The following is a 25,820-nucleotide window of genomic DNA, read 5'->3' as shown; positions in this document are numbered from 1 at the left end:
CGCGCACTCGACGGCACACTGGGGGTTAGTGTCCGAATTTTCACTTTCCCTTGACGGGATCGGCGCTCTGTCGTGCGATCGAATGGACCATCGCCGTCGAAAAGTGACAGTCTATTCGCATCTCGATCGGCGAACCCTAGCTTGTCCGGCAGTTGACCACGAGTGCGTCAGTGACAGTGGTGGTCCGGTTCGCTGAAACGCGTCGAACGGCCGCGGCGATTGAAGCCCGCGCACGGACACGGCCGTCTGAACGGTGCTGTACATCCGGAGACGAGGTACCTTTTTACACCGCAAGGGGATACATCAAACCGATGCACCTTCGCGCGCCCGATCGACTCATCCGCGTCGATCTCTCGACGGAGTCGGTGGACCGCGTTTCCGTCCCGGACGAGTGGCGACGGCGCTACGTCGGCGGCAAGGGTCTCGGAGCGCGGTACCTCTACGAGGAACTGGACGCCGGTACTGATCCGCTCGGACCGAATAATGTCCTGCTGTTCATGATTGGCCCGGTATCGGGACTCCTTCCGGGAGAGAGTCGCTACGCGGCGATCACGAAGTCCCCTCTGACCGGGAGCTTCCTCGACTCGTACGCCGGAGGGACGTTCCCGGCAGTGCTCGCGGGTGCGTTACGTGACGCCGGCGGCATCCTCGTCACCGGCCGGGCGTCAGAGCCAGTCCGACTCGTCGTGGCGGACGGAGACGTGGATATCGAGTCGGCCGAGACCTGGGGAACGGATACCGTCGCCACTGACGAGCACTTTTCCGACGCCGCAGTCGCCTGTGTCGGTCCCGCAGGGGAGAACCAGGTCGCCTACGCGACCATTTCGTCCGACGCCGGCGACCACCACGCTGGTCGGGGCGGCGCGGGCGCCGTGATGGGTGCCAAGCGGCTCAAGGCTGTCGTCGCCCGGGGCGATCCCCCGTCGGGCCTCGAGAACCTGCGCGAACGGTATGCGGAACGCTATCGCGAATCAGACGCTGGAAGGTGGCTGCAAGCGAGCGGCACCGTCGAAACGGTCGACTTTGCTAACGAGACCGGCGTCCTCCCGACGCGCGGATGGCAAGACGGGCAGTTCGAGGGCGCAGACGACATCGGCATCGCCGCCGTCCGCGAACTGGCGCGAGAGCGGGAGTACCCGGACGACGAAGACCCCGGAGGGTACCGGGTCGAGACTGACGCGGGCGAGAGCGTCCCCCGCGGTGCCACAGCGATGACGCTCGGCGCGGGCCTGGGAATCGACGATTTCGACGCCGTGGCGGAACTCGGGGCGACGTGTGACCGACTCGGTCTCGATTTGATCAGCGCCGGAAACACCGTCGCGTGGGCCATCCGTGCCAGCGAGGCGAGCCTGCTCGATCACTCGTTTGCGTTCGGTGATCCCGACGACGCACGGTCGCTGCTTCGCGACATCGCGACCCGAGAGACAACGCTCGGCGACGTACTGGCGGAGGGAGTCGACGCGGCGGCCGAGCGGTTCGGCGGCGACAATCTCGTGCCGACGGTTAAGGCGATGGAACTGCCCGCGTACGATCCCCGGGGCGCCGAAAGCATGGCGCTGGCCTATGCCACAAGCGATCGCGGCGCCTGCCACCGGCGAGCGATCCCGATCGAGCGGGAGATCTTCGAGAACTGGAGTCCGGGGCGGGCCGCCCGCGCCGTCGTAACTGAACAGGACCAGCGCTCGATTCTCTGGTGCCTGATCGTCGACGACTTCGTCGGCGACGTCTTCAAGGATCTCGGCGCCGAGTGGCTGGACGCCGTGGGGTTGGACACCGACGGAGACTTGCAGACGATCGGGGAGCGCATCTGGACGCTTACCCGGTTGTTTAACGTTCGCGAGGGGATCTCTCGAGCGGACGACGAACTACCGCCCGCGCTCCGAAAACCCCTGGAGTCGGGTCCGAACGACGGGCAGGCGGTCGACGAGGATCGTTTCGAAGCGATGCTCGACGCCTATTACGCGGAGCGCGGGTGGGGAGCCGACGGTCGACCGGCCCGCGAGACGGTCGATCGTCTCGGGTTGGACGAGGTCGTCGATGACGAGACGCCGCTGGCCGAGCGACCCATGGAACGGAAATGAGTGTCGCAACGGCCACTGCTCCGTCAGGACGCCAGGCCGTCTCGGCCAGCAGTCGCGGCCGAATCGTTTCGGCGCTCGTCCGGCACCAGTCCGGACGAAGCTGGTCGTTTGGTAACTACAGCGGTCAGTCGTCGGCAACTTCCAGAAGCGGACGTAGCTCCGCAGCGTTCTGTGTTAGCGAGACTGTGTTCTGGACCTGATCGTACTCGACAATATCCGCATCTGCTAGTTTCGGAACCGCTGCGTGATAGAGCGACACGTAGACGTCTTTCGCGTCCTCTTTCGAGACATCGGTCGTCCCGGTGCCGTTCTCCGAAGCGGCGACTTCATCTGCCAGGTCCGCTAACGCCATCGGGTTGTCGACCGGTAGCAGGCATTGAAGCACGCACCGACAGCGCTCGTTCGACAGAACCTCGAGCGCGGTATCCGCTGCTATTGATTCGATATCGGTGGGATCTGGCCCCGGGGCTGCAGTCGAACAGGGAGTGTTATTCGGCATTATAACTACGTACTTCCGTATTATGCTAAAAGTGTGTTGGTGGAGTATAATTATATTTCTCTATGCCCAAACATAGAATTACGAAAGCAAATACTATCGTCCATCTTATGTTTTGTAGTCTGCACCACGGAACAGCGTGTGGCCGCGTTACCCGAGAGGATGCAGCCACGAAATCCCGGCCGTCAAGCGCTCACCGAAGCTCCATTTGCTCGGCGCGCTCGACTGCGAGATCGGCGATCTCCTCGACAGGGCTGTCGGAACGGTCGGCGAGTACGCGCACCAGCATGCCGAGCTGAATCGCTGCGGCTTCCCGAAGTTCGGCCGCTTCCTCAGTATCGTTACCGAAATAGTACTCGTGGCGGCCGTTCTCGTGGACAATACCAGTGTACACCGAACGGAGATCGTTACCGGAGACTGCCTCCGCCGCTTCCGTTTTGACTTCCTCGAATCGGGGGTTCGTCATCGTACCTGATATGATCCCAGAGGGTCCTAACCTCTTTGATAAGCTAAGTGACTGATTGGCGAGGGATTAGGTTGGCCGTGGGCGGGTATGGGGGACAAATTTGTAACAGGGAACATGGAACCACAACAACCCGATTGTGACACACCTACGACTTCAGTCGTGGATTTTTCACCTGTTAGTATGCAAAGTAATTACAGTAGTCCGGTCATGAGAGTTTTTATCCCTGCGATTCAACGTTATAACCAATGAAACGGGGTCCAAGCACCGCTGATAGCTCAACTCTCGTCCGCGTCGCGATCGACATCGCGGCGAACGGCGACGAACAAGTCGTGACGGCGATGCAAGACGAAGCCGACTCGATACCGGTGGTCCGCACGGGACCGACCGGTGTAATGGGGAGTGAACCACTCGTCATGGCGACGCACGAGGGCCGAACAGCGTTCTTTGCCGACGCGAAGCCGTCGACCGCCCGGGACGTCGTCGACACGCTGGAAGACGGAACCATCCCGACAGATGACGCTGACGCGGTTGTCGAACACGGACCCAAGACGATGTCGCTCCCGATCCCGAACATGGGGCCGCTCTCAGTCGGTCGGCGGTCGGTGCTCGATCGGTGTGGATGGGTCGACCCGCTCGATCCAAAAGAGTGGCCGGTCGTCGCGTCTGAACGAACCGCCGAGAGGGTGACGGATATCGGACTCCTCGGTCGGGGACGCGGCGACGCCACCGCCGATGCCCCCGTCGCCGACGCGTGGGAGACCGCCCGGGACGCGGACGGAGACCCGGTCGTGGTTGCCAATGCGAACGAGACGCGCGACGAGCAGCGAGCGGACGAGGTACTGCTCGGCGGAGCGCCGATCGCCGTCCTCGACGGGATAGCAGCCGTCGCCGAGTATCTGGGTGCCGACGACGCTATCGTCTACCTGAACGAGGAGGATAGTCACCTGCATCGACACCTCCGCGAAGCGATCGATGCAGTCGCCGGCGAACTGCCGATCGTTCCGCAGCTGGTGGCCGGCCCCGATGAGTACCGTGCCGGCGCCCCGACGGCCGCCCTCGAGGCGATGGAAGGGGCCGACCGCATCGAACCGCGTCTCCAGCCGCCGTCACCCGCCAAGCACGGTCTCTACGGACGGCCGACGGTCATCCACACGCCGCGGACGTTCGCACAGGTACGGCGGGCTATCCGCGATCCGGACGCGTTCGATGCAAATGCCGCCGAACCGGGCACCCGGCTGATCACCGTCACCGGCGATATCGCCCATCCGGCAACCATCGAACTCCTGTCGGACAGCAGCCTTTCGGTGGTTCGAGATGCCGTCGATCTGACAGGGTCGTTCAAGATGGCCTGCGTCGGCGGCGTCCTCGGCGGCATCGTGCGAGACCTCGACATCGCTCCAACCGCACAGTCGCTTACTGCGGCCGATCTCGGGACCGACGGCGTCGTCGAGCTCCTAAACGACGACCGGTGCGTGGTCGCCGACGTCGGCGAGCGCGCCCGGTTCGCATCCACCGAAAACAGCGGCCGCTGCGTGCCAGGCCGCGAAGGGACGCAACAGCTCACCGAACTCCTGCGAGACGTCTACCAGGGATCGATCGAGGTCGACACGATCCGCGAACTGGGTCGAGTGATGACACGGTCGAGCAACTGCCGGATCGGCGCTCACGCGCCCCGCCCCGTAACGACCGCGATTGACGAGTTCGAACCGGAGTTCCGAGCGCATACCGACGGCCGCTGTCCCAGCGGCACCTGCGCGGAGAAACTATGAGTACTGACGACACATTCCCTGCCGTTCCCGATATCGAAGACCCGCAACCGAATACGCCGGTCTCCGCCGAGTTCGAGACCGGCACCGCGAACGACCTCACCGTCGGTACCGACGGCGACGAGCCGACGACGGTGACGATCAACAGCAAACCGGTGACTGTTCCACCCGGGTCGACCATCATCGACGCGATGCAGACCGTCGACGACGAGACGGTTAGCATCGACCCCGGCGCGGACGGCGTTGATGACGACGCCGATGTCCCAGCGCTGTGTTACTACGACCGCGACGGCGATTGCAGCGGCGAGATTGGCCCGCGGAGCGAGTGCCGGACCTGCATGGTCGAGACCGACGAGCACGGCCTCGTTCCCTCGTGTTCGTTTCCGGCCGAGGACGGGCTCACCGTGCAGACGGACACCCCCGACGCCGAAGAGACGCGCAGCGTCAACCTCGATCTGGTCCTCTCGAACCACAACCTCCGGTGTACGACCTGTAACGGCAACGGCCGCTGCGAACTACAGGACACCGCAATCAGCGAGGGCGTCGACCACCCGCGCTATGGCGTCTTCGACGACCGTGACGAGTACGAACCCGTCGACGACAGTTCGTCGTTCATCCAGATTGACCGGAACAAGTGCATCCTCTGCAACCGGTGCGTCGAGGGGTGTAACGATGTCCAGGTCGAGGGCGTGCTCCGTATCGAGGGCCACGGCGAGGATACGCGCATCGGCTTCCAGTCCGACGCCGAGACGATGGCCGAGTCCGACTGCGTCTCCTGCGGTCACTGCGCGACCGTCTGTCCGACAGGCGCGTTGACAGAGAAGGACATCGGCGGCGCCGCGACGCTCCCGCTTCCGGGGTTCACCCAGCGCAACTCCGTCGGGAAAGTCGTCGAACACGAAGAGGTCGAAACGCTCGATGACACGACGGCACCGAACCGCTCGCCCGACTCCGGTGGAGAGAATCGGCTGGGTGCTAGTCCCAGCGTGAGTCCGGCCGACAGAAGCGGCGTCGCACGGTTTATGACCCAGAGCAGGCACCGTGCGATGGACCTCGCCACAGAGTACGGTCGTAAAGCCATGTTGGCGGGCGAACACACCGCCGAGAACATCGCGACGAAGGTACTCCCCGAGGGGCGGTTGTTCGACGTCGCGTCGGCCGTGAGCGACTACCGACTCGGTAAGATCGACAAGGAGGAGACGACGTGCGGGTTCTGTGCTGTCGGCTGTCGGTTCGAGATGTGGGGCAAAGACGGCGACGCGATCGGTGTCCAACCTGTCGAAGACCCCGCGAAGGCGCCCGCCAACAACTTCTCGACCTGCGTGAAAGGGAAGTTCGGACACGAGTTCGCCAACAGCGACGAGCGGATCACGGAACCGCTCGTGCGTAACGACGACGGCGAGTTCGAGACGGCGTCCTGGGACGAGGCACTCGATCGCGTCGCAAGCGAACTGAGCGCGATCCAGGCCGAACACGGCGTCGACGCGGTCGGCTGTCTCGCGTCGTCGAAGGGGAGCAACGAAGAGGCGTATCTCGTCCAAAAGTTCGCCCGTCAGGTTCTCGGGACGAAAAACATCGACAACTGTGCGCGGCTCTGTCACTCGACGACGGTGGCGGCGCTGCAACAGACCCTCGGGTACGGCGCCATGACCAACCGTATCAACGAGGACATCGGCGAGGCCGACGCCTACCTCATCACCGGGTCGAACACGACGGAGTCGCACCCGGTTCTGGCAACCCGAATCAAGCAAAACGTCCGAGACGGGGCCGACCTGGTCGTCTTTGACCCCCGTGAGGTCGGCATCGCCGAGCACGCCGACCAGTACACGCGGACCAGACCCGGGTACGACGTCGCCTGGCTCAACGGTCTCATCCGGTACATTATCGAGAACGACCTCCACGACGAGGCGTTCATCGAGCGCAACACGAAGGGGTTCGAGAAGGTCGAGGAGAAGGTACAGGCGTTCACGCCCGAGAAAGTCGAAGAGTTGGCGGGCGTTCCGCCCGAAGAGCTGAAGTCCGCCGCCGAGACGCTCGCCGACGCCGAGAGCGTCGTCTTCGGCTGGGCGATGGGGATGACCCAGTCCAGCCACGGCACGCAGAACCTCCTCGCGATGGCCGACCTCGCTCTCACGCTCGGCCAGGTCGGCAAGCCCGGCGCCGGACTCTCGCCCTTCCGGGGCCAGAACAACGTGCAGGGCGGCGGTGGTGACATGGGGACGCTTCCCGGAAGCCTCCCGGGCTATCAGGATCCAGCGGACGCCGAGGTCGCCGAAAAGTTCGAAGAAGCATGGGGCAAGCGTCCGCCCGAGGAGCCGGGGCTCAAGGTGCCGGAGATGCTCTCAGAGGCACACGAAGGCAACCTTCGGGGAATGTACGTCGTCGGGGAGAACCCCGCGCTGTCCGAACCCGACATCCAGCACGCCGAAGCGGCGCTCGAGAAACTGGAGTTCCTCGTCGTCCAGGATATCTTCATGACGGAGACGGCGACTCACGCGGACGTGATCCTTCCCGCAGCGACGTCGCCGGAGAAACACGGCACGTTCACCAACACCGAGCGTCGCATCCAGCGGGTGCGGCCAACTGCGACACCGCCCGGGACGGCGCGCCAGGACTGGGAGATCACTCAGGACCTGGCTAACCGGCTCGGGTACGACTGGGACTACGACCATCCGCGGGAGATCATGGACGAGATCAGCGACCTGGTCCCGATCTACGGTGGCATCAGCTACGACCGCCTCGAGTCGGGCGACGAGCACGGACTCCAGTGGCCCTGCTGGGACGAAGATCACCCCGGAACGCCGTACCTCTACGATTACGAGGACGGAGAGTTCAACTTTGACGACGGCATGGCGCGCTTCGTGCCCGCGGACGGCGGGCATCCCGGCGAGCTACCTGGCGAAGAGTATCCACTCACGCTCACCTCCGGGCGGGTGCTCTACCACTGGCATACCGGCCAGATAACCCGACGTGTCGAGGGGCTCATGAGCCACATCGGCGAAAGTTTCGTCGAGATCAACCCCTCGACGGCCGACGAACTCGGCGTCGCCGACGGCGAGTATGTTCGGGTCGAGTCTCGCCGCGGAGACATCGTCGTCAAGGCGACCGTGACCGACCGCGTCGGTGACGGGACGCTATTCATCCCGATGCACTTCGCTGCCGGCGCGGTCAATAAGCTTACCCAGGAGAACTTTGACCCGCACACGGGAATTCCCGAGTACAAGGTGTCCAGCGTCCGCGTCGAGCCGCTTGGATCGGACGCCGATCCGGACGTGTTGCGGGCGCCCGACGCAGGAGTCGATAGCAACGGCAGAACCGCAGCCAGCGACGACTGATCGTCGCGGGCATCTCGCTCATCGACTGCTTCTGTTCGAGCAAACTTCTTGTATCGGAGCTATCACAGAGTCATCGAATCACCGCCCGGTTCGGGCGCTCTCGAAGCGCACGAGCCGAAAACAAACACTAACCAGCGGACCTCTCGCCGGCCGTATCGCCGAGAATCAGTCTGCCGGTTCGTTCGACGAGGTCCCCTGTACGGTCTTATCCCGCGTCTGGTAGGGAGTCAGAACGATTTTCTCGTAGTCAATGGCGCCGGCGACCGGACCGATCACGTAGATTGCTGCGTGCGTCCAAAAGTTCGGGCCACCGAAGAGACGGTTCTCCGGTCGATTGTCTCGGAGACAAGGGAAGGGGTCACACCATCGGCGACATCTGTCATCTGTTCACGGCGGCTTGTCCCCGTTCGAACGGTCCGCAAGACTCCGTCTTGCGCTTATTACGGAAAACCGAGTGCTACGGAATGATCGTCGTTCGCCAGTGACTGCTCCAGGCCGCGAACAGCAGTCGCCCGCAGCCAGTGCTAACGGGATAGATCGGTCTCCGACCGACGAAGCGGCTCGACCGGAACTACCTCGGATCAAGTGCGAGTCTTGCCTGCGAAAACTTCAGCCGAATTGACCCCATTAGGACGCGCCGTAGCCGACTTCCTCTCGAAGTTCGTCCCACGATTCGTGGAACCCGTACGTCGCCTCCGACTCTGTACTGATGATGTTCTGGTACACGTCGTCGTACTGTAATAACTGCGTCCAGCCGTCGTGGTACCGGTAGCTGCAGTATTGACACATAGACGACTATATCACGCCGAACGGAAAAGGCGTATCGGTAAAACCGAGCAACGGCCGACTGTACCGGAGTCGACAACCCGGTCATAGCCTCACTGTCAGAACGCCGTTAGACGGCGTCCGTGCGAACACGTCACGTTGTGGACGATCGATTCCCACGTAGACGACTGCGATTACTCGATTACCGCGAGCGCCTCGATTTCGACTGCCGCCCCCTTGGGAACGCGGCCGACCTCAACGGCGCTTCTGGCAGGCGGCTCTTCGTCGAAGAACTCGCTGTACGCTTGGTTGAACTCGTCGAAGTCATCGATATCATCGAGGAATACGGTCGTCTTGAGGACATCGTCCATCGATCCCTCTTCGGACTGGAGAATCGCGCTGACGTTTTCAAGACATTTCCGGGTCTGTTCACCGACCGGCGCATCGTCGAGGAGTTGACCGTCTGTTGTAAGCGGGAGCTGACCTGCGGTGAAAAGCAGCTCACCGTTCGTAGTTGCCTGACTGTACGCGCCCACGGCTGCCGGAGCATCGTCGGTACTGATTGCACGCTTCATAGACACCGATATTCACTCCTGTATCTTAAAGCCAGGTAATGCGCGGGTTTACCAGCATATAGCATCAGATATATTATTTTTTGAGGTTGGATACCCGCTGCACGCAAGATACTTACCGTCCATAATCGACATCTAGATATGGCGTTCAAACAGTCACTCGAGCAGATAGATCCGAATACGGCTGAGGCTATCGACCTCGAGCGTGAGCGGCAGGAATCGACGCTAGGGATGATCGCCTCCGAAAATCACGTCTCGAAAGCTGTGCTCGAAGCACAGGGGAGCGTCCTCACGAACAAGTACGCTGAGGGATACCCCGGCGGGAGATACTACGGCGGCTGCCAACACGTCGACACCGTCGAGGAACTCGCTATCGAACGCGCAAAGGAACTGTTCGGAGTCGACCACGCCAACGTGCAGCCCCACAGCGGTACGCAGGCCAACATGGGCGTGTACTTCTCCGTGCTCGAACCGGGCGACAAGATACTGTCGCTGTCACTCTCGCACGGTGGACACCTCTCTCACGGCCACAACGTCAACTTCTCGGGACAGCTCTACGATGTCGAACAGTACGAGGTCGACCCCGAGACGGGCTACATCGATTATGACGAACTGGAGAGCCACGCTCACGAGTTCGACCCGGACATCATCGTTAGTGGCTCCTCGGCGTATCCCCGCGAATTCAAGTACGAACGTATCGGCAATATCGCGGACACGGTCGACGCGTACCACCTCGCGGACATCGCTCACGTGACGGGACTCATCGCTGCCGGCGTCCACGAATCGCCAGTCGAACATGCGGAGTTTGTCACCGGGAGCACGCACAAGACGATCCGCGCCGGCCGCGGCGGCATCATCATGTGTGACGAGGAGTTTGCGGACGACATCAACTCCGCAGTGTTCCCCGGCGCGCAGGGGGGGCCATTGATGCACAGCGTGGCCGGCAAGGCCGCAGGGTTCGCAGAAGCGAGCACCGATGGGTTCCAGTCCTACGCTGTGCAGATCATAGCTAACGCGGATACGCTCGCCGACAAGTTCGATGACCGAGGACTCTCGCTGGTGAGTGGTGGAACGGACAAGCACCTCATGCTCGTGGATCTCCGCGACTCCCACCCCGATATCACAGGTAAGGAAGCCGAAGAGCTACTGTCCGACGTCGGCATCATCGTCAACAAGAACACCGTTCCTGGTGAAACGCGGTCGCCGATGGTTACCAGCGGGATCCGCGTCGGCACGCCGGCGCTCACGACCCGGGGATTCGGAGAAAAGGAGATGAAGACCGTCGCCGACCTCATCGTGGACGTGCTCGACAATCCCGAAGACGAGGAAATTCACGACCGAGCCGCTTCGACAGTCGAACACCTTTGCCAAGAGTTCCCGATCTACGGGTAGCAGGCGAGACTCTCGTCTCAGGTTGACGAGTACACACGACTCTTTTGCAGGTAGGTTCGAGCAGTAATGGCGTCGCGCCTATCTCTCAGGCTAACGACGCTGCGTGACTGCAGACTGCGTTTAAGGCCACACCGGACACGCGAGGGCTGAACGGCCCGCCGCCTCGAGTGACGGACGCTATGATCAAACTGCGCGACGCTGTCTGCCGCTGTGTGGCCGGGAGAGCGTGTCCCTAGACATCGCCAGAGAAGTACGGTGATCGATGCAACGGCAACGAGGACAGATCACTGTGCGGCGAGCAGTAAAAGGACAGTCTGGGCTACGTCGACTGCACTGACTCGGACCCTTGACCACGATCGAATGGTCTATCGTGGTAACTGAAACGAATTACGTACCGATCATACAATCCGCGGTTCTCGCTCACGATGCTCGCTCCGAACCGCGATCCCGTCGTACGATTGTGTGTATAGTGACGTTCAGTGGCTACTGTAGTCTCGTTTTCGGCCGATTGTGCTCCTCGACGCGACGGCTCTCATCGACAGGGTGTGCTCCCGTGGCTCCTACTTCGGCCGCTCGAAGCCGAGCACGGCCGTCGAAAGCGGTCAGTCATCATCTGTCCCTTCGGCTGACATCTCCTCTGAAGCGTCGAGTGTCGCGGACGAGCGCGACACGGTGTCCGATTGATCGGTGTCGAAGAACAACGGACAGATTTCCCGACAGGGGTAACTGATCGCCAGCACCGCGAGGATAGTGATGATGGCGAATGGACCGCCGGTGATGATCGCCGACGCTTGAAGCGCATCGACACCGCCGACAACCATTAGCAGGGACGCTAGCGACCCGACCAAGGCCCCCCAGATCACGCGGTTGATCGTAGACGGGTTGAGTTTACCGCCGGTCGTGAGCATCCCCAGCGCCAGCGTTGAGGAGTCTGCCGACGTGACGAAGAACGTCGTGATCAACAGCAAGAACAGGAGGTTCAGTACGCCACCGAGGGGAAGCGCCTCGAATAATGGGTACCCGGAGCCAGCGACACCGTACTCGGAGATGGCACCTAGGATATTCGCCGCGTTGGTCGATTGTAGCTTGATCGCGGCACCACCCATGATCCCGAACCACGGAATTGTTATCGCCGTTGACGCCAGGACGCCCGTAGAGACGACCTGCCTGATCGTACGGCCGCGCGAAATGCGAGCGATGAACAGACCGACGAACGGCGTCCAGGAGAACCACCAGGCCCAGTAGAAGATGGTCCAGCTACCGACCCAGCTCGCACCGTTGCCCGTGTTCATGAAGAAACTCATCGCGACGAACTGGTTGATGTACTGCCCGATCGCTTCCGTCGTGACCGTCATGATGTACACTGACGGACCCAGCACGAACGCCAACAGCATGACAATCATGAACAGCCCCAGGTTGAACTGGGACACCCGACGGATCCCCTTCTTGATACCTAACGTCACAGACAGCGTAAACGCGATTGTCAGGCCGGTAATCGTCAGAACCGTCCCGGCGTCACCGACTGATATCCCGGTGGTGTACTCGATGCCGGTCAGGAACTGGCTCCCGACGAACCCCAGCGTCGTCGCGATACCGCCAAGGGTTGCGAACACCGCGAGGATGTCTACCAGTTTCGCCCAGCCGTTGTCCAGATTGTCGACGCCGAGGAACGGGGCGAGTACAGTCGAGATCCGCATGGGCGCGTCGTGCCGGTACGCGTAGAACGCTATGGGAAGCGACATGATAGCGTACGCAGCCCACGCAGAAATACCCCAGTGGAAGAATGTGTACTGAACAGCACCGACCGCTGCGCCGGCCGTCTGTGACTCGGCGCCGACGAATGGCGGGACCGTGTCGTAGTGGAAGATCGCCTCCGCCGGGCCCCAGAAGACGATTCCAGCCGCAATTCCGGCCGAGTACAACATCGCAAAGTACGACAGGAAGCTGTACTGCGGCTCCTCGTCCGGCTTGCCGAGTTTGATGGTTCCCCACGGACCGAACACTAGGAACAACGCGAACACCACGACGAAGAACATCGCGAGGATGTACATCCAGCCGACGTTTTGCCACAGAGCCGAGTTCACACTGTTCATAGCGTTGGCGGCTGTGTCCGGCGCCAGCGCGAACCCGACGACTGCTACTAACGCCGTGAGGAACCCGACGAGAAACACGGGAACGTCGAGTTCGTCTACGAACCGAGTGAACCGATCGTTTGGCTCAGAATCAACCATATACAATCACCAACGTTTGCCCCGGTTACGCGATGTACGTGTCGGTACGAATCCGGCCGACCTCGCGACGCTGTTCTCTCGTGCATTCTTGACTCGTGGTCTTTCCGCTTGCGCGGCGCCCTTGTTTCGTGATAGCATACGGTGGTACCCATTACCTAAGATTTCGTAGTGGCGTATAAACCCCCCGGAGTGATTGATACCAAACATATTCTACCAATAAATCACGAGGTAGTAGTCCCTTTTCGGGACGATACTTCCACTATATGTAATTTTAATTTCTACTTTTGATTAACGTCCTCGACGATGTATCCCTCAGATTCGATCGCCCGGATGATCGACTCGGCATGTTCGGCGCCGCTCGTCTCGATCCGGAAAACAAGATAGGAATCGCCAACGCTGAGATCCTCCACCGCCCGATCGTGGCGGACGTCGTGAATGTTTGCACCGTGATTCGCGATAGTTCCGGAGATCTCTGCCATCTTGCCCGGGGCGTCGTTGATCCGCACGCGCAACCGGAGGATCTGTTCTCGGTCGGTGAGCGCATGGATAAGGACCGTCTGGAGCATTGTCATGTCGAGGTTCCCGCCGCCGAGTAGCGGCATGACGGTCTCGCCGCGAACGTCGAGATCGGGGCTCAGAACTGCGGCGACGGACGCTGCCGCGGCGCCTTCGACGACCTGCTTGGCGCGCTCCAGCAGTAGCAAGATCGCTTTTGCGATCTCCGTATCGGAGACGGTCACGATCTCGTCGACGTGTTCGTTGATGAGGTCAAGCGTCAGGTCCGAGATGCCGCCAGTCGCTATCCCGTCAGCGATAGTGTCGACCTCGTCAAGCGTGACCGGCATCCCTTTGTCCAGACTCTCGTGAACTGTTGAGGCCCCCTCAGCCTGGACGCCGACGATCCGTGTCTCGGGTGAAAGGTGCGCGAAAGCAGTAGCGATCCCGCTGATGAGCCCCCACCGCCAATCGGAACGACAACGGTGTCCAGGTCCGAGCAGTCCTCGTGCATCTCGATCCCGAGCGTACCCTGCCCGGCGACGATGTCTGGATCGTCATACGCGTGGACAAACTCCGCGTCGCTGTCTTCGGCTTCCGACTGAGCGTACGACATCGCGTCTTGGAAGTCCTGACCGACGAGCTCGACTGTTGCACCGTAGCCGCGGGTCGCGTCTATCTTGGCTTGCGGAGCGGTCTTCGGCATGACGATGGTCGACTCCGCTCCGCACTTCGTCGCCGCTAATGCCACGCCCTGTGCGTGGTTACCGGCGCTGGCAGCGATGAACTCGTCGACGCCCTCTTCGACGGACTGAGAGATCTTGTTGTAGGCACCTCGCGTCTTGAACGACCCGGTCCACTGGAGATGCTCCATCTTCAGGTACACCTCGGCGCCGACCATTTCTCCGAGCGACGTACTCTGTTCGACCGGTGTGCGCTTGACTACCGTGTCGTCGTCCAACCGGTCGTGTGCCTGTCGAATATCCTCGTATCGTATCTGTAATTCCCGTGATTCACTCATACTGTAAATTATATTGGAATCGTTCGGTCACCGGATGATTTGTCGCGGCCGGGATCGAACAGTGGTTCGTCGCGGACAGTCGCGTCGTACGTTTCACCCTCACACTGGATCTGAACAGAGGTACCGGCCTCGGCGTACTCGCTGGGCAGGTACGTGTAGGCGATCGACTCCTGAACCGAGTAGCCGAAGTCGCCAGCCTGCACGTATCCGAGAACCTCGCCATCCGCGAGAACCGGCCGACCGCCGAGCATCACGTCAGTCGAATCGTCCAGCGTCAGACAGGCGACTTGGCTGTCGAGGCCATCGTCTTTGGCCTCGGCGAGCGCCTCTTTCCCGATGAACTCCGTATCGAGGTCGACGGCGAAAGGAAGTCCGGCCTCGAGCGGGTTGACGTCCGTATCGATGTCGGTTCCCCACAGGCGGAATCCCTTCTCGAGGCGCATCGACTCGAGTGCACTGTCGCCTATTGGTCTGACGTCGAGGTCTTGGCCGGCCTTCCACAGGGTGTCCCAGAGCTTCCGACCGTACTCCGACGGGGCCCACAGTTCCCAACCGAGCTCGCCCACGTACGACACCCGGAGTGCAATCACCGGCACGTCGCCGACGTACATACGCTTACAGCCGAAGTACGGGAAGCCGTCGTTAGAGACGTCGGCGTCAGTGACTCGCTGGAGTAACAGCCGAGACTTCGGTCCCCACAGTCCGACGGTGCACTTCGCCGACTCCTCGACGGTGACGGAGACGGTCTCGGGAGCATGCTTCTGGAGCCAGGAGCCGTGGATCCCCGGCGAATTGCCGCCGCCGGTGGACACCATGTACTCATCGTCGTCGAGGCGAGCCACGGTCAGGTCCGCGATTACGTTGCCGCCCTCATTCAGCAACGTAGTGTAGCGAACCCGCCCGACGCTGATCTCCATGTCGTTGCTACAGACTTGCTGGAGGAACTCGTCGGCGTCGTCGCCCTCCACCATGATCGAGCTGAACGATGTCATATCGTACATGGAGACGTTTTCTCGGGTGTGGAGGTGCTCTGCGCCCTCGATCGGCGATCGGTTGATCCCCTGCCAACCGTCCTGCTCCGGGATCTGGTCCTCGTACTTCTCGACGAGATCCTCGTTGTACTCGTACCGCTGCGCAGTTTCCCAGCCGCCGCTCTGGGAGAACTCGGCGCCGATTTCCGCCTGCTGCGGATGGAAGGGGCTCTCGCGCAGTCCCCGGTGCTCGTTCGGTTGCCAGCGCGGTTCGACGATGCTGTACACTTGCTCGTATCGCTTCCCACCGCGGTCCATAAGGTACTCTTTGTTACCCGCGTGGGGCGCGAACCGAGCGACGTGGATGCCGCTTGTGTCGACCGGCCCGGACGGAAGGCGGGGGACGCCGTTCTCCATCCACTCCGCGAGGATTCGGCCGTACCCGCCCGAGTGCGTCCACCAGACCGCCAATCCGGTCCACAGGCCGTCGATTTCGGGGGTTTCGCCGATGACGGGCATCCCGTCGGGCGTGTAGACGAAGATACCGTTCTCGGTAACTTGGAACTCCTTGTCCTGAGTGGCGGGAAGGAGTTCGTCGAACGCCTGCTGCGGGGATTTGTCCCGGTTCGGATGAGTTGGCTTCGTCCAGTGTTTCTCGGTGAAACTGTGAACCGAGGCCTGACTCTCGTCGGTGTTTTTCCCCATCTCGTCGGGATCGACGACCAGGGGTTCGTGGTTGTACGACCCGAGTCCGTACCCGTCGCCGTGAGTACGGAAGTACAGCGAGTTGTCCTGATCGCGGCCGACCGGTCTATCCGGAGGCTGGGCCATGAACTCGGTGATATTCCGATCCCCAGGCACCTCGAGACCGGCCGTAGCGTCACCGAGCGACGAGTCGTTTCCTCGGAGATTCTCCAGAGAGTCGGTGACGACGTACTGATGTTCGACGGGTGCGATCGGAAGATCGAGGTCGACCATCTGTCCGGTCTGGTACGCCCAGTTGTTCGTCGCGAGGACGCACCGCCCGCACTCGATTCGTCCCTGATCGGTCTCGACAGCTTGCACTTCGCCCGCCGCCGTCTCGATGTCCGTCACCTCAGTGTTACCGTAGAAGTCGGCGGACGATTCCTCCATGTACCACTGGAGGGCGTCAGTGCCGGACACCACACCGTCCGTCGGGGAGTAGTACCCGCCGAGGATCTCGTCCTCGTCGACGAGCGGCAGGTGCTCCACGACTTCCTCGGGCTCGAGTAGTTGCGGATCGGGGAGCCCGTAGGACTTCGCCCACTCGACGCGGCGCTCGAGGAAGTCCATGCGCTCCTCCGATCGTGCAACTTCGATACCGCCGACTTCCCTGTAGACGCCGGCGTCTTTCAGTAGTCGGCTCGTGTAGTGAGCCGTCTTCGTCTGTATCTTCGACGGTGACGTCTGAAACATGATCCCCGGAGCGTGCGTGGAGGAGCCACCGGTCACCGGAAGCGGTCCCTGATCGAGAACGACGACGTCCTCCGCCCCGAGTTCAGTCAAGTGGTATGCGACGCTACAACCGACGGCACCCGCACCGATGACGACAGTATCTGCTCGTGACGGAACGCTATCTGTGCTCATATGACACAACCCAATCCGGTGGATTCTCTTATAAGTGCAACGGTCATTTAAGTCAAAACCGGCTGAAGGCACTGAGTTACGGTATAGCGGCAGGAGACTCCACTAGAGGTTAGGTATTTTACAAAACGCCCACAAAATGAAATGTATGTGTTACTTTCGGGAAGTGCGAGCCGCTAGAGGTCAGGGAAGATCGACGTCGACGTTCTTCTGAAGGCTGGCCGCCTTGACAGTGTTGTAGAGCAACATCGCGATCGTCATCGGTCCGACGCCGCCGGGCACCGGCGTGATGGCACTGGCTTGCTCCGCGGCACTTTCGAACTCGACGTCGCCCACGAGTTCGTACCCCTTGTCGTCGTCCGCGTCGACACGGTTGACGCCTACGTCGATGACAACGGTGTCTTCCGACAGCATCGATCCGTCGATCAGTTCTGGGACGCCGGCGGCAGCGATAACGACGTCCGCGTTTCTTGTTTTCTCTGCGAGATTATTCGTTCGGGAGTGACAGGTAGTCACCGTTGCGTTACCTAGATTGTCCTTCTGGACGAGAAGGTTCATCATCGGTTTCCCTACGATGTTGGACCTGCCGACGATCACGACGTCTTTTCCTGCCGTCTCCACCCCCGTGGCGGCGAGCAGTCGCTGGATACCATGTGGAGTACACGGCTTGAGCTGGGAATCCCCCGTGACGAGTTTGCCAACGTTCTCCGGATGGAACCCATCGACGTCCTTCATCGGATCGATCCGTTCGAGGATGGTTTGCTCGTCAACGTGGTCGGGGACCGGCATCTGGACGAGAATCCCGTGTACGTCCGGGTTTTCGTTCAACGCCTCTATCCGGCCTTCTAGTGTGTCCGACGACGTCTCGGGATCGAGTTCGTGGTGACGCCCTTCGATCCCGATCTCCTCGCACGCCCGCTGTTTCATGTTCACGTACGTCTCGCTCGCGCTGTCGTCGCTCATCAGCACCGTCGCGAGACCGGGCGTGACGCCGTGATCACCGAGTGTTTCGACGCACACTTCCAATTCTGTCTTGATTCGATCCGCAATCTCGTTTCCATCGATGATTCTGTCATTGGTTTACCTTCGAGTGTCACTCCGCAGTGACCGTAACGTTCCCACAGCTGGCGGTAGGCGCTGAGCCGTTACTCGCAGCGTCGGCGGTTGCAGGGTCATCAGGTAGAAGTAATTAATTTACGGGTGGCGGGGACGGCCGGATTCTACACCCCCGTTTGCGGGAAAAGCGGGGCGGGGTGCGCACTGCTGCTGGCAAGATTATATAAACTCCCGTAACTATCCACATGAAGATATTTTAAGTGGTACAGAAACGCTTGATATGGCGCCTGACCCGGGTGCCCTACATAGGATGAGGAATATGGATCCTTTCAACGGTCGTTCCGACCTCGGACCGTCCCGGATCTCGTAGCTCTGTCCTCAGCCACGGACCAACACGGGTCCCGGTAACTCGACCCCCTCATCCTCAGTTGTAGCGACGAAACAGCCTCTCCACAAGGTGTGTGCTGGCGATAGTCTATACGTTCGATCGATCTTCAAACTCTCCAGTCGTTCGTAACACTGTGTTTCGGAACACGGATCACTCTGATCGAGTGTTCGGCGACGGCCGTCGACAACCGTCCGCACGGGACGGAACTTATTGATCGAACGATCCAGAAGCCCGGCCTGTATCGGGTGTACACTTTCTGTCGACGGTGGACGGACGGCTGTTCTCGGAGAGTAATAGAATAACAGTGATATCACTGTGAAGTTCTGGCGGGTGGTCGGCGATTCGTTCTCGACCGTGAACGTCGCGCCGAACGAGATATTCTAGAAAAGACCTATTATCAGTTGATCACATCGGATTAGGATGAGTGTCTGCTTGGAGAAGGTGTGAAATCAACCCCAGCAGACAACGAGCTAAAAGAAGAGCACCTGCTTAATTTTGTCGTCAGCAGTCTCGAGAAGGAACTTTCGTTGGACCTCGGGAGAACGTAGCGGTCACAACGGAGGAATTGTACGAGGTCCTCGCCGGCGGGACCTCGATCAATCACGTCTGCGAGAAAACTAACGACTCACCCCACGCCAATACCGTCCGTGGATATCTTATCGATCAGTTCGATCTTGATGCCGTTGAAACGGTTGGGAACACGCTCCTTCAACGGGATGTCCTTGAGACGCTTCCAGATCGACCGGTGGAGGTCGTCGCCGACCTCCACCTCGATCCGTACTACGGTGACGAGGACGAGACGGAGTCACTGTACTTCTCGCAGGCGAAACGAGAACCACCGCCTTTCACGCTTACGTCACGCTCTACGCACGGGTGCGTAACAAGCGATACACGCTGGCGGTTCGCCAGCTGATCGCTGGCGAAGCCACCAGCGATGCTCTTGGTGAGTTCCTCGAACTCCTCAACGGTCTTGACCTGCGCGTCAAGGCCGTCTACCTTGATCGCGGATTCTACCACAGCACCTGTCTCGAACTGCTGTACGCGCACAACTACGCCTACATCATGCCAATTGTCAAGTGGGGCGAGACGATTCAAGACGAACTCAGTAGAGGCTGGAGTCGTGTGATCGAACACGAACTCGCTAGGCGGGTAACATTCCCTGTGTTCATCGACTGTGTCTACCAGCGAGGACGATACGACGAGCACGGGGTGACGCGTCACGGCTACGCCGCTGACGCGCCGTTCATCGACACACCACGGGATGCACGAGAACACTATCGCAAGCGCTTCGGAATCGAGTCAAGCTATCGATTAGCCAAGCAGAGCCTCGCTCTCACCAGTTCACGGGACGCCGGGCTTCGGTTATTGCTGTTTGTCGTGAGTCTATTGCTACAGAACGTCTGGCGATACCTTCACTGGATATACGTGGCGGCGCCCCGCCGTGGGGGGCGCCGCCTCTGGGAGTGGTCGTTCACGGAGTTCTGTGAGATGGTGATTCGTGCTGCCTGGACAGCCCTCGGTGTGCGCAGAGCTGTCCCAGCGAATCAACCACTCGACGACCGGTTCTTCCGATAGCTGTCCCTGAATTGGGGCAGCGCTCGTGAGTGGCTACACTGTCGCGCCGGCGGCGATCCGCCGCCGACAGCGACTGACTGATGTCAGATCCCGCCACCACCATCGTTCCGAAGGCTATCCAGACATCACGGACGTAGATTTAGTGCCTACTGGTGGAGATCGTGAGTCTCTCGATGTGATTAACTGATGCTTGATCCAGTGTTGAACCGTTGCTCGGGTTCGGCTGACGCCGAACCACTCGCAGAGGTCACGACACTCGGCTAACGACGCCGAGGCAGCATTGACAGCGCACGCCAACCGGATCCCCGGCTAGCGTGCGCGTCCAGTCATTATCTAAAACGGTACGTCCGAAGAACCCGCTACGTCAATATGGAGGTCCTCGCTTAGCATCCACCTCCTTTTGAGGAACTCCACTCAGTTCAGCCTCAATCTGGCAGTGTCAAAACATAATTAAACTCAAAACTAGCACTGTCTAATTAGGCGGGTTGCGTTGATTGTCGAAAACCGAGTTGTTGTAAGTGAAGCTATAATTATAAAACGGGAAAACTTTAATGCGGGGTAGAGGTTTAGTGACAATTGGTGACATATGACAGAAGAAACGAGTACGTCACGTGAGGAGTGGGGTACCCGATTCGGGTTTATGATGGCAATGATCGGGGCGATGGTCGGTGCGGGAAACATCTGGCGGATGCCTTATACGACCGGAATGAACGGCGGAGGCGCATTCCTCCTCGCCTACATCATCCTGCTTTACCTCATCGCCATCCCTGGTTTGATGGCCGAAACGATGATCGGTCGGTACACCGGGAAAGGCATTATCGGCACGTTCAAACAGATATTTGACAACCGGACCTTGCGTGGACTCGGGTTTGTAGTAGTCATCGTTAACTTCGCGCTGATGACTTACTACCTTCCGCTTGTCGGCGAGATCCTGTACTATGCAGTACATTCGGTGCTTTTCACCTTTATGGACCCCGCGTTCCAGCCAGAGCCATTCTGGAACGACTTCATCAACTCACCTGCATTGACCGTTGGAACCCACACGGTGACGGCGATCAGCGTGGCCGCCGTCCTATCTCTCGGGATCAAAGACGGGGTTGAGCGAATGGCGAAGTATATGATCCCACTGATGGCGATCTCGCTCGTCGCCGTCGCCATCCGTGGTGTGACCCTTCCGGGCGGCGTCGAGGGCCTGGCCTTCGCGTTCAACCCCGACTGGGAATACTTCCTGCGTGGCGAGACCTGGGTCGCAGCGTTAGGGCAGGCGCTTTTCTCCACCGGACTCGGATGGGGGTCGCTCTGACCTTCGGGAGCTACCTCCGCAAGCACGACGATGTGCCACTCGGCGGGGCGCTGTTCACGGCCGTTGGGAACACCAGCATCGGTCTGCTCGCGATTTTTGCGATCTTCCCTGTGGTCTTCGCCTTCGGACTGGAGCCCACCGCAGGAACGAGTCTGGCGTTTATCTCGCTGGTCGAAGTCTTCCCGCAGATGCCGGGCGGCGGGCTGTGGGCGATCGTGTTCTTCTTTGGATTCTTCTTTGCCGCGTTCAGCTCCGCGTTCGCACTCACTGAGCCAATCGTGACCACTCTCGACGAGGAGTTTGGCTTTTCCCGGACCCAGACCGTCGTGGGCGTGGTCTTCCTCATCTGGCTTCTGGGTATCCCGAGTGCGATCTCCCAGGACATCCTGGGGACGTTAGACTACATGTTCGGGAACTTCGGGCTGCCGATCGCTACTCTGGCAGTCATCACGCTCGTGGGCTGGAAGTTCCAGCCTGAACGGGGTCGCGTACTCGACCTGAACCGGAACGCCGACATCTACATCGGCTCGTGGTGGAACCCAATCGTCCGGTTCGTCATTCCGGCTGTGATGCTCTTCATCATAGCCTACGGTGCAGTGACAAGCCTTGGGTCCGAGAATGAGACACTTATGTTGGGTGGCCTCGCGCTTATGGCGATCATCGTCGCCATAAGTCTGGGGCTGGCACAGGCGCTGAATATGCGCACCGAAAACGAACGACCACCTGTTTCGGGAGGTGACTGACTATGGCACTGGCAGCAATCACGTGGGTTATGATGCTCAGTTCGATCGTCCTCCTCTGGGGGGTCGGCGGCTGGGCGATGTATCGTACGCTAGCTGACGAGGACCGGAAGGTCAAACTCATCGAGCGTCAGGGAACGATCGACACCTACTCCCCGACTGCCCTGCGGGAACTCAGGAACTGGATCGATTCCAATCCCGCTGACCCCTACCATCGAGAGGCGGTCGATCGCCACGACGAGTGTGTCGAGGCTCTCCGGGAGAACGACGAGTCGTTCTACGACTGGACGGACGCGGAGATCGAGTCTCTCGAAACGATCGGCGGGGGATCGACGGCCGACTGACGGCCACTCTCATCGTGCTTGTGGGAAGGATAAGTGACCGTGGCTCGGTTGACAGCATACCGGACGAGAGTATGCTCTCCCGACACGCGTCGGTGTCAGTGGCACTGCCATCGACAACCACAGTCGATCACATCGGGTTAGAGTGAGTGGCTACACTGTCGCGTCGGCGGCGATCCGCCGCCGACAGCGACTGACTGATGTCAGATCCCGCCACCACCATCGTTCCGAAGGCTATCCAGACATCACGGACGTAGATTCAGTGCCTACTGGTGGAGATCGTGAGTCTCTCGATGTGATTAACTGATTATTGGGCGGCCATCGAGCAGAAGTTCTCGATGATCCGCTTGCCCGCGTCGGTAAGGATGCTCTCAGGATGAAACTGGACGCCGACGTGCGGTCGGTCCGCGTGCCGGACGCCCATCAGGATCTCGCGGTCGTCGTCTGTCCAGGCCGTCTCGACGAGGCGAGACGGCAACGACTCTCGTTCGACGGCAAGCGAGTGGTATCGCCCCACCTCGAACGGGTCAGGGAGGCCAGCGTACAGTCCAGTGCCGTCATGGCGCACCTCGGACGGCTTCCCGTGTATCACTTCGGGGGCGTGGCCAACTGAAACGCCGTGAGCGGCACACAGCGCCTGGTGTCCCAGGCACACTCCCAGCGCGGGGTAGTCAGTTTCGGCGAACACGTCGACGGAAATGCCCGCGTCCTCGGGTTTCCCCGGCCCTGGCGAGACGACGATCCCGTCCGGATCGAGCGACCGGATCCCCTCAACATCGATTTCGTCGTTTCTGCGGACTTCAACGGGGGTGAACTCGCCGACATACTGAACGAGATTGTAAACGAAAGAGTCGTAGTTATCGATGATCAGGATCATCAGGGGTCCCCCATCACGTCGGGTGCTGTTTCGACAGCTAACGACGCTTGGTCGCCGAGCGCTTCGTCGACAGCGGTAACGAGCGCACGAGCCTTGTCCAACGTTTCAGCGTACTCGTGAGCGGGATCGGAATCGTGAACGATCCCTGCGCCGACACGGAGAGAGTACTCGTCGTGGTGGCGCACAAGTGTTCGAATGATAATGTTGAGAGTCGCTCGGTTATCGAACCCAAAAATGCCGATACTTCCTGTATAGGGCCCTCGTCGGGTTGCTTCGACTTCGTCGATGATCTCCATCGTACGGGGTTTGGGTGCACCGGTTATCGTCCCGCCCGGGAACACCGCCGAAACCGAGTCGGCGAGGGTCGCATCGTCTCGCCGCCGGCCACGTACCACGGAGACAAGGTGCATGACCTCCGAGTAACGGTCTATTCGTCTGTACTCTTCGACCTCAACCGAGCCGTACTCGCACACCTTGCCCAGATCATTTCGCTCCAGGTCGACGAGCATCGCGTGTTCAGCGCGCTCCTTCTCGTCGTCTCGGAGGTCCGCTTCGAGAGTCTGATCTTCCTCGGTCATCGTCCCCCGGGGACGAGTTCCCGCAATCGGTTCCGTAACGAGTTCGTCGCCGCGAACTTCAAGCAAGAGCTCGGGGCTGGCGCTCACCAGATCGATCCCAGGGAACTCCAGTAAGCCCGAATACGGGGCAGGGTTCACCTGTCGGACGGCACTGAACACGTCGATCGGGTGAACGTCGGCGGGCGCGACCAGCCTGTGAGAGACGTTCGCTTGGAATGTATCCCCATCGCGGATGTACTGTTTGATAGCTCGGACGCGATCTGCGAATGCCTCTCTGCCGCACTCGCTCTCGAACGTAGCCCTCTCCGCCGTCGTGGGCGGAGCGCACTGTCGTTCTGTCCCCTCTATCGTCGCCCGTGCGAGTTCGACCGCGTCCTCGAGGCCCGATTCGTATGCGGAGGCCGGGTCGTCGCCGACGACAGGACACGCCGTAACGTGTACTATGACCGGCTTGTCGTTGCGAGGTTCTCTCCAGGCGGCCACGCGATCGAACACGCCCAGTTGCAGCCGCGGTAGCTTCCGATCGTTGGTGGTTGTGTCCGGGAGATCCTCCAGTTCGCGAGCGACGTCGTAGGACAGCCATCCGAACGCACCGCAAGGATACGGGACCGAACACTCTCCACGGACTAGCTGTTCGCGATCGAGAACAGTATCGATTGCGGCTATCGACGGGCTCTCTTCGCCCTCCGATACAGCGTTGTGAGGAACCTGAATCCGCTCGACCGGAGCGACGCCAAAGTATCCCCAGCCGGACTGTCCGCCGGTCGTCTCCAAGTAGAACCCGTCGGAGTCATCGCGAGCGCGTCGATACGCCACGAACGGGTCCGAAACGGAGACGCGGACCTCAATCGGTACTCTCGCTTCGGGCGGTGCAGCCTCGGCAGTAGCGAGGAATGACTCCCTATCGGTAACGACTGTCGTTTGGCTCATCTTGCGTATCTACTCCAGCGGGGGTTCACAGTCCCACAGTACAGTGTGGATAGAGCAGGTGTGGGAGTTAAAAGGTTAGTGCTACGCCCGAAACAGGCGCACCGGCCCGCTGGCCATACAGATATTTGAATGTGTGCGGTATTCATGAGATGACTTTATGTTATATCTCCGAGGGTATAAACACGAAAAGCTACTATGGGAACAAGTAACTCGTTGGAAATATTCTCGCAGGTGCTCAAACACTACGAGTCAGAAAAAATAGATATGAAACGAGTGGAGTGACGCGTCCCGACAACCCGGAATCATGCGGAGAACTCAAAAAGCCAGATCCGTCTCGCGAATATCGAGGTACCGAGCACAGAACTTCCGAGTGAAAGCTCACGGCTTCAGCCATGTGAGAAGTGGTGTGAGTGATGTGGAGTTCGCGAACCGCCAAATAACCCCTTCCAGAGCTTCCCTCTATCGACGTGAGCGCAATCTATGCCACAGTATACTGATTAGCTCTTTTTGATCAGTACCTGACCGGTACTCTGTGCGAGCACAGTGTAGCCATAGTAGGAAAACGTTATGCACCCTGCCATAGTTGTATCGTCGTCAGGCGCTTCAAACGCCGTATCGAGTGCCACAGGATTGATGCTTTTGTTCAGGGGCGGCAACTCACCTCGATCCTCGTTTTCGTACTCAGCGATCTCTTCCACGATCTGATCGCTTATCAACCCGTCTCCGTTCCACTCATGATGGAGATGATGAGTCGTTTGGTCGGGCGCTGACCCCTTGAGTCTTCTACTCATACGAGTACTGTCCACATTCGTCAATAATGATTATTGGCCCGTGAT

Annotated in this window: 15 protein-coding genes and 3 pseudogenes; 7 read left to right on the top strand and 11 right to left on the bottom strand. The window is 60.2% G+C overall.

Features of this window, described 5'->3' with window-relative positions:
- Positions 1–311: 311 nt before the first annotated feature.
- Positions 312–2,081 carry an aldehyde ferredoxin oxidoreductase C-terminal domain-containing protein gene (locus tag K6I40_RS04105; protein ID WP_222914325.1) on the top strand — a complete coding sequence of 590 codons (1,770 nt, stop codon included), beginning with the start codon at positions 312–314 and terminating at the stop codon, positions 2,079–2,081.
- Between the two features lie 124 nt (positions 2,082–2,205).
- On the opposite strand, the gene K6I40_RS27860 is transcribed toward K6I40_RS04105, so the two are convergent.
- Complete coding sequence (locus tag K6I40_RS27860; RefSeq protein WP_255681606.1) at positions 2,206–2,580, bottom strand: hypothetical protein; 375 nt, start codon at positions 2,578–2,580, stop codon at positions 2,206–2,208.
- A gap of 190 nt (positions 2,581–2,770) precedes the next feature.
- A complete protein-coding gene (locus tag K6I40_RS04095; RefSeq protein WP_222914323.1) occupies positions 2,771–3,043 on the bottom strand; it encodes a hypothetical protein in 273 nt (90 codons plus the stop codon).
- A 245-nt stretch (positions 3,044–3,288) separates the two neighbouring features.
- Here K6I40_RS04095 and K6I40_RS04090 point away from each other — a divergent pair, with 245 nt between their 5' ends.
- Both K6I40_RS04090 and fdhF read left to right on the top strand, forming a co-directional pair.
- Positions 3,289–4,812, top strand: a complete 1,524-nt coding sequence (locus K6I40_RS04090; protein WP_222914321.1) for an NADH-ubiquinone oxidoreductase-F iron-sulfur binding region domain-containing protein — start codon at positions 3,289–3,291, stop codon at positions 4,810–4,812.
- On the top strand, positions 4,809–8,144 hold the full coding sequence (fdhF, locus tag K6I40_RS04085) for a formate dehydrogenase subunit alpha (protein WP_222914318.1): 3,336 nt from the start codon (positions 4,809–4,811) through the stop codon (positions 8,142–8,144). Before K6I40_RS04090 ends, fdhF begins: the two co-directional genes overlap by 4 nt.
- Positions 8,145–8,771: 627 nt before the next feature.
- Here the strand turns inward: fdhF and K6I40_RS04080 are convergent.
- Positions 8,772–8,933, bottom strand: coding sequence for a hypothetical protein (locus K6I40_RS04080; RefSeq protein ID WP_222914316.1), 162 nt, complete (start codon positions 8,931–8,933; stop codon positions 8,772–8,774).
- Between the two features lie 170 nt (positions 8,934–9,103).
- Positions 9,104–9,484: a Rid family detoxifying hydrolase gene (locus tag K6I40_RS04075; RefSeq protein ID WP_222914314.1), complete on the bottom strand. Its 381-nt coding sequence runs from the start codon at positions 9,482–9,484 to the stop codon at positions 9,104–9,106.
- Between the two features lie 138 nt (positions 9,485–9,622).
- On the opposite strand from K6I40_RS04075, the gene glyA reads away from it, so the two are divergent.
- The gene (gene glyA / locus K6I40_RS04070) at positions 9,623–10,873 is read left to right on the top strand and encodes a serine hydroxymethyltransferase (RefSeq protein ID WP_222914311.1); all 1,251 of its coding nucleotides are present in this window, start codon (positions 9,623–9,625) and stop codon (positions 10,871–10,873) included.
- Positions 10,874–11,475: 602 nt separating this feature from the next.
- On the opposite strand, the gene K6I40_RS04065 is transcribed toward glyA, so the two are convergent.
- The 4 genes and pseudogenes from K6I40_RS04065 to K6I40_RS04050 form a co-directional block, all read right to left on the bottom strand.
- Positions 11,476–13,104 carry a BCCT family transporter gene (locus tag K6I40_RS04065; protein ID WP_222914309.1) on the bottom strand — a complete coding sequence of 543 codons (1,629 nt, stop codon included), beginning with the start codon at positions 13,102–13,104 and terminating at the stop codon, positions 11,476–11,478.
- Between the two features lie 278 nt (positions 13,105–13,382).
- Positions 13,383–14,620: pseudogene (gene ilvA / locus K6I40_RS04060) on the bottom strand (threonine ammonia-lyase).
- 8 nt (positions 14,621–14,628) lie between these two features.
- A complete protein-coding gene (locus K6I40_RS04055; RefSeq protein WP_222914306.1) occupies positions 14,629–17,199 on the bottom strand; it encodes an FAD-dependent oxidoreductase in 2,571 nt (856 codons plus the stop codon).
- Positions 17,200–17,379: 180 nt separating this feature from the next.
- Positions 17,380–18,264 carry a tetrahydrofolate dehydrogenase/cyclohydrolase catalytic domain-containing protein gene (locus K6I40_RS04050; RefSeq protein ID WP_222914865.1) on the bottom strand — a complete coding sequence of 295 codons (885 nt, stop codon included), beginning with the start codon at positions 18,262–18,264 and terminating at the stop codon, positions 17,380–17,382.
- A gap of 819 nt (positions 18,265–19,083) precedes the next feature.
- Here K6I40_RS04050 and K6I40_RS04045 point away from each other — a divergent pair.
- The 3 genes and pseudogenes from K6I40_RS04045 to K6I40_RS04035 all read left to right on the top strand — a co-directional run bounded on the left by K6I40_RS04045 (position 19,084) and on the right by K6I40_RS04035 (position 22,602).
- Positions 19,084–20,215, top strand: a pseudogene (locus tag K6I40_RS04045) (ISH3 family transposase).
- A gap of 643 nt (positions 20,216–20,858) precedes the next feature.
- Positions 20,859–22,261: pseudogene (locus K6I40_RS04040) on the top strand (sodium-dependent transporter).
- A 2-nt stretch (positions 22,262–22,263) separates the two neighbouring features.
- The gene (locus tag K6I40_RS04035; protein WP_222914303.1) at positions 22,264–22,602 is read left to right on the top strand and encodes a hypothetical protein; all 339 of its coding nucleotides are present in this window, start codon (positions 22,264–22,266) and stop codon (positions 22,600–22,602) included.
- A gap of 304 nt (positions 22,603–22,906) precedes the next feature.
- On the opposite strand, the gene K6I40_RS04030 is transcribed toward K6I40_RS04035, so the two are convergent.
- The 3 genes from K6I40_RS04030 to K6I40_RS04020 form a co-directional block, all read right to left on the bottom strand.
- Positions 22,907–23,476, bottom strand: coding sequence for an aminodeoxychorismate/anthranilate synthase component II (locus tag K6I40_RS04030; protein WP_222914301.1), 570 nt, complete (start codon positions 23,474–23,476; stop codon positions 22,907–22,909).
- Positions 23,476–24,984 carry an aminodeoxychorismate synthase, component I gene (gene pabB / locus K6I40_RS04025; protein ID WP_222914299.1) on the bottom strand — a complete coding sequence of 503 codons (1,509 nt, stop codon included), beginning with the start codon at positions 24,982–24,984 and terminating at the stop codon, positions 23,476–23,478. The genes K6I40_RS04030 and pabB overlap by 1 nt, the downstream gene beginning before the upstream one ends.
- Positions 24,985–25,481: 497 nt before the next feature.
- Positions 25,482–25,775 carry a HalOD1 output domain-containing protein gene (locus K6I40_RS04020; protein ID WP_222914297.1) on the bottom strand — a complete coding sequence of 98 codons (294 nt, stop codon included), beginning with the start codon at positions 25,773–25,775 and terminating at the stop codon, positions 25,482–25,484.
- Positions 25,776–25,820 lie beyond the last annotated feature (45 nt).

It is taken from the genome of Natrinema sp. SYSU A 869 (assembly GCF_019879105.1).
Lineage (GTDB): Archaea > Halobacteriota > Halobacteria > Halobacteriales > Natrialbaceae > Natrinema.
The sequence above is the reverse complement of the archived record's forward strand: the minus strand, read 5'-3'. Positions and strand labels throughout refer to the sequence as shown.

Excerpts from the sequence above, each read along its gene's own strand:
- K6I40_RS04105 (WP_222914325.1), top strand. The coding sequence starts at position 312 with ATGCACCTTCGCGCGCCCGATCGACTCATCCGCGTCGATCTCTCGACG.
- fdhF (WP_222914318.1), top strand. The coding sequence starts at position 4,809 with ATGAGTACTGACGACACATTCCCTGCCGTTCCCGATATCGAAGACCCG.
- K6I40_RS04055 (WP_222914306.1), bottom strand. The coding sequence starts at position 17,199 with ATGAGCACAGATAGCGTTCCGTCACGAGCAGATACTGTCGTCATCGGT.
- K6I40_RS27860 (WP_255681606.1), bottom strand. The coding sequence starts at position 2,580 with ATGCCGAATAACACTCCCTGTTCGACTGCAGCCCCGGGGCCAGATCCC.
- K6I40_RS04035 (WP_222914303.1), top strand. The coding sequence starts at position 22,264 with ATGGCACTGGCAGCAATCACGTGGGTTATGATGCTCAGTTCGATCGTC.
- K6I40_RS04020 (WP_222914297.1), bottom strand. The coding sequence starts at position 25,775 with ATGAGTAGAAGACTCAAGGGGTCAGCGCCCGACCAAACGACTCATCAT.
- K6I40_RS04095 (WP_222914323.1), bottom strand. The coding sequence starts at position 3,043 with ATGACGAACCCCCGATTCGAGGAAGTCAAAACGGAAGCGGCGGAGGCA.
- K6I40_RS04075 (WP_222914314.1), bottom strand. The coding sequence starts at position 9,484 with ATGAAGCGTGCAATCAGTACCGACGATGCTCCGGCAGCCGTGGGCGCG.
- K6I40_RS04080 (WP_222914316.1), bottom strand. The coding sequence starts at position 8,933 with ATGTGTCAATACTGCAGCTACCGGTACCACGACGGCTGGACGCAGTTA.
- pabB (WP_222914299.1), bottom strand. The coding sequence starts at position 24,984 with ATGAGCCAAACGACAGTCGTTACCGATAGGGAGTCATTCCTCGCTACT.
- glyA (WP_222914311.1), top strand. The coding sequence starts at position 9,623 with ATGGCGTTCAAACAGTCACTCGAGCAGATAGATCCGAATACGGCTGAG.
- K6I40_RS04090 (WP_222914321.1), top strand. The coding sequence starts at position 3,289 with ATGAAACGGGGTCCAAGCACCGCTGATAGCTCAACTCTCGTCCGCGTC.
- K6I40_RS04065 (WP_222914309.1), bottom strand. The coding sequence starts at position 13,104 with ATGGTTGATTCTGAGCCAAACGATCGGTTCACTCGGTTCGTAGACGAA.
- K6I40_RS04030 (WP_222914301.1), bottom strand. The coding sequence starts at position 23,476 with ATGATCCTGATCATCGATAACTACGACTCTTTCGTTTACAATCTCGTT.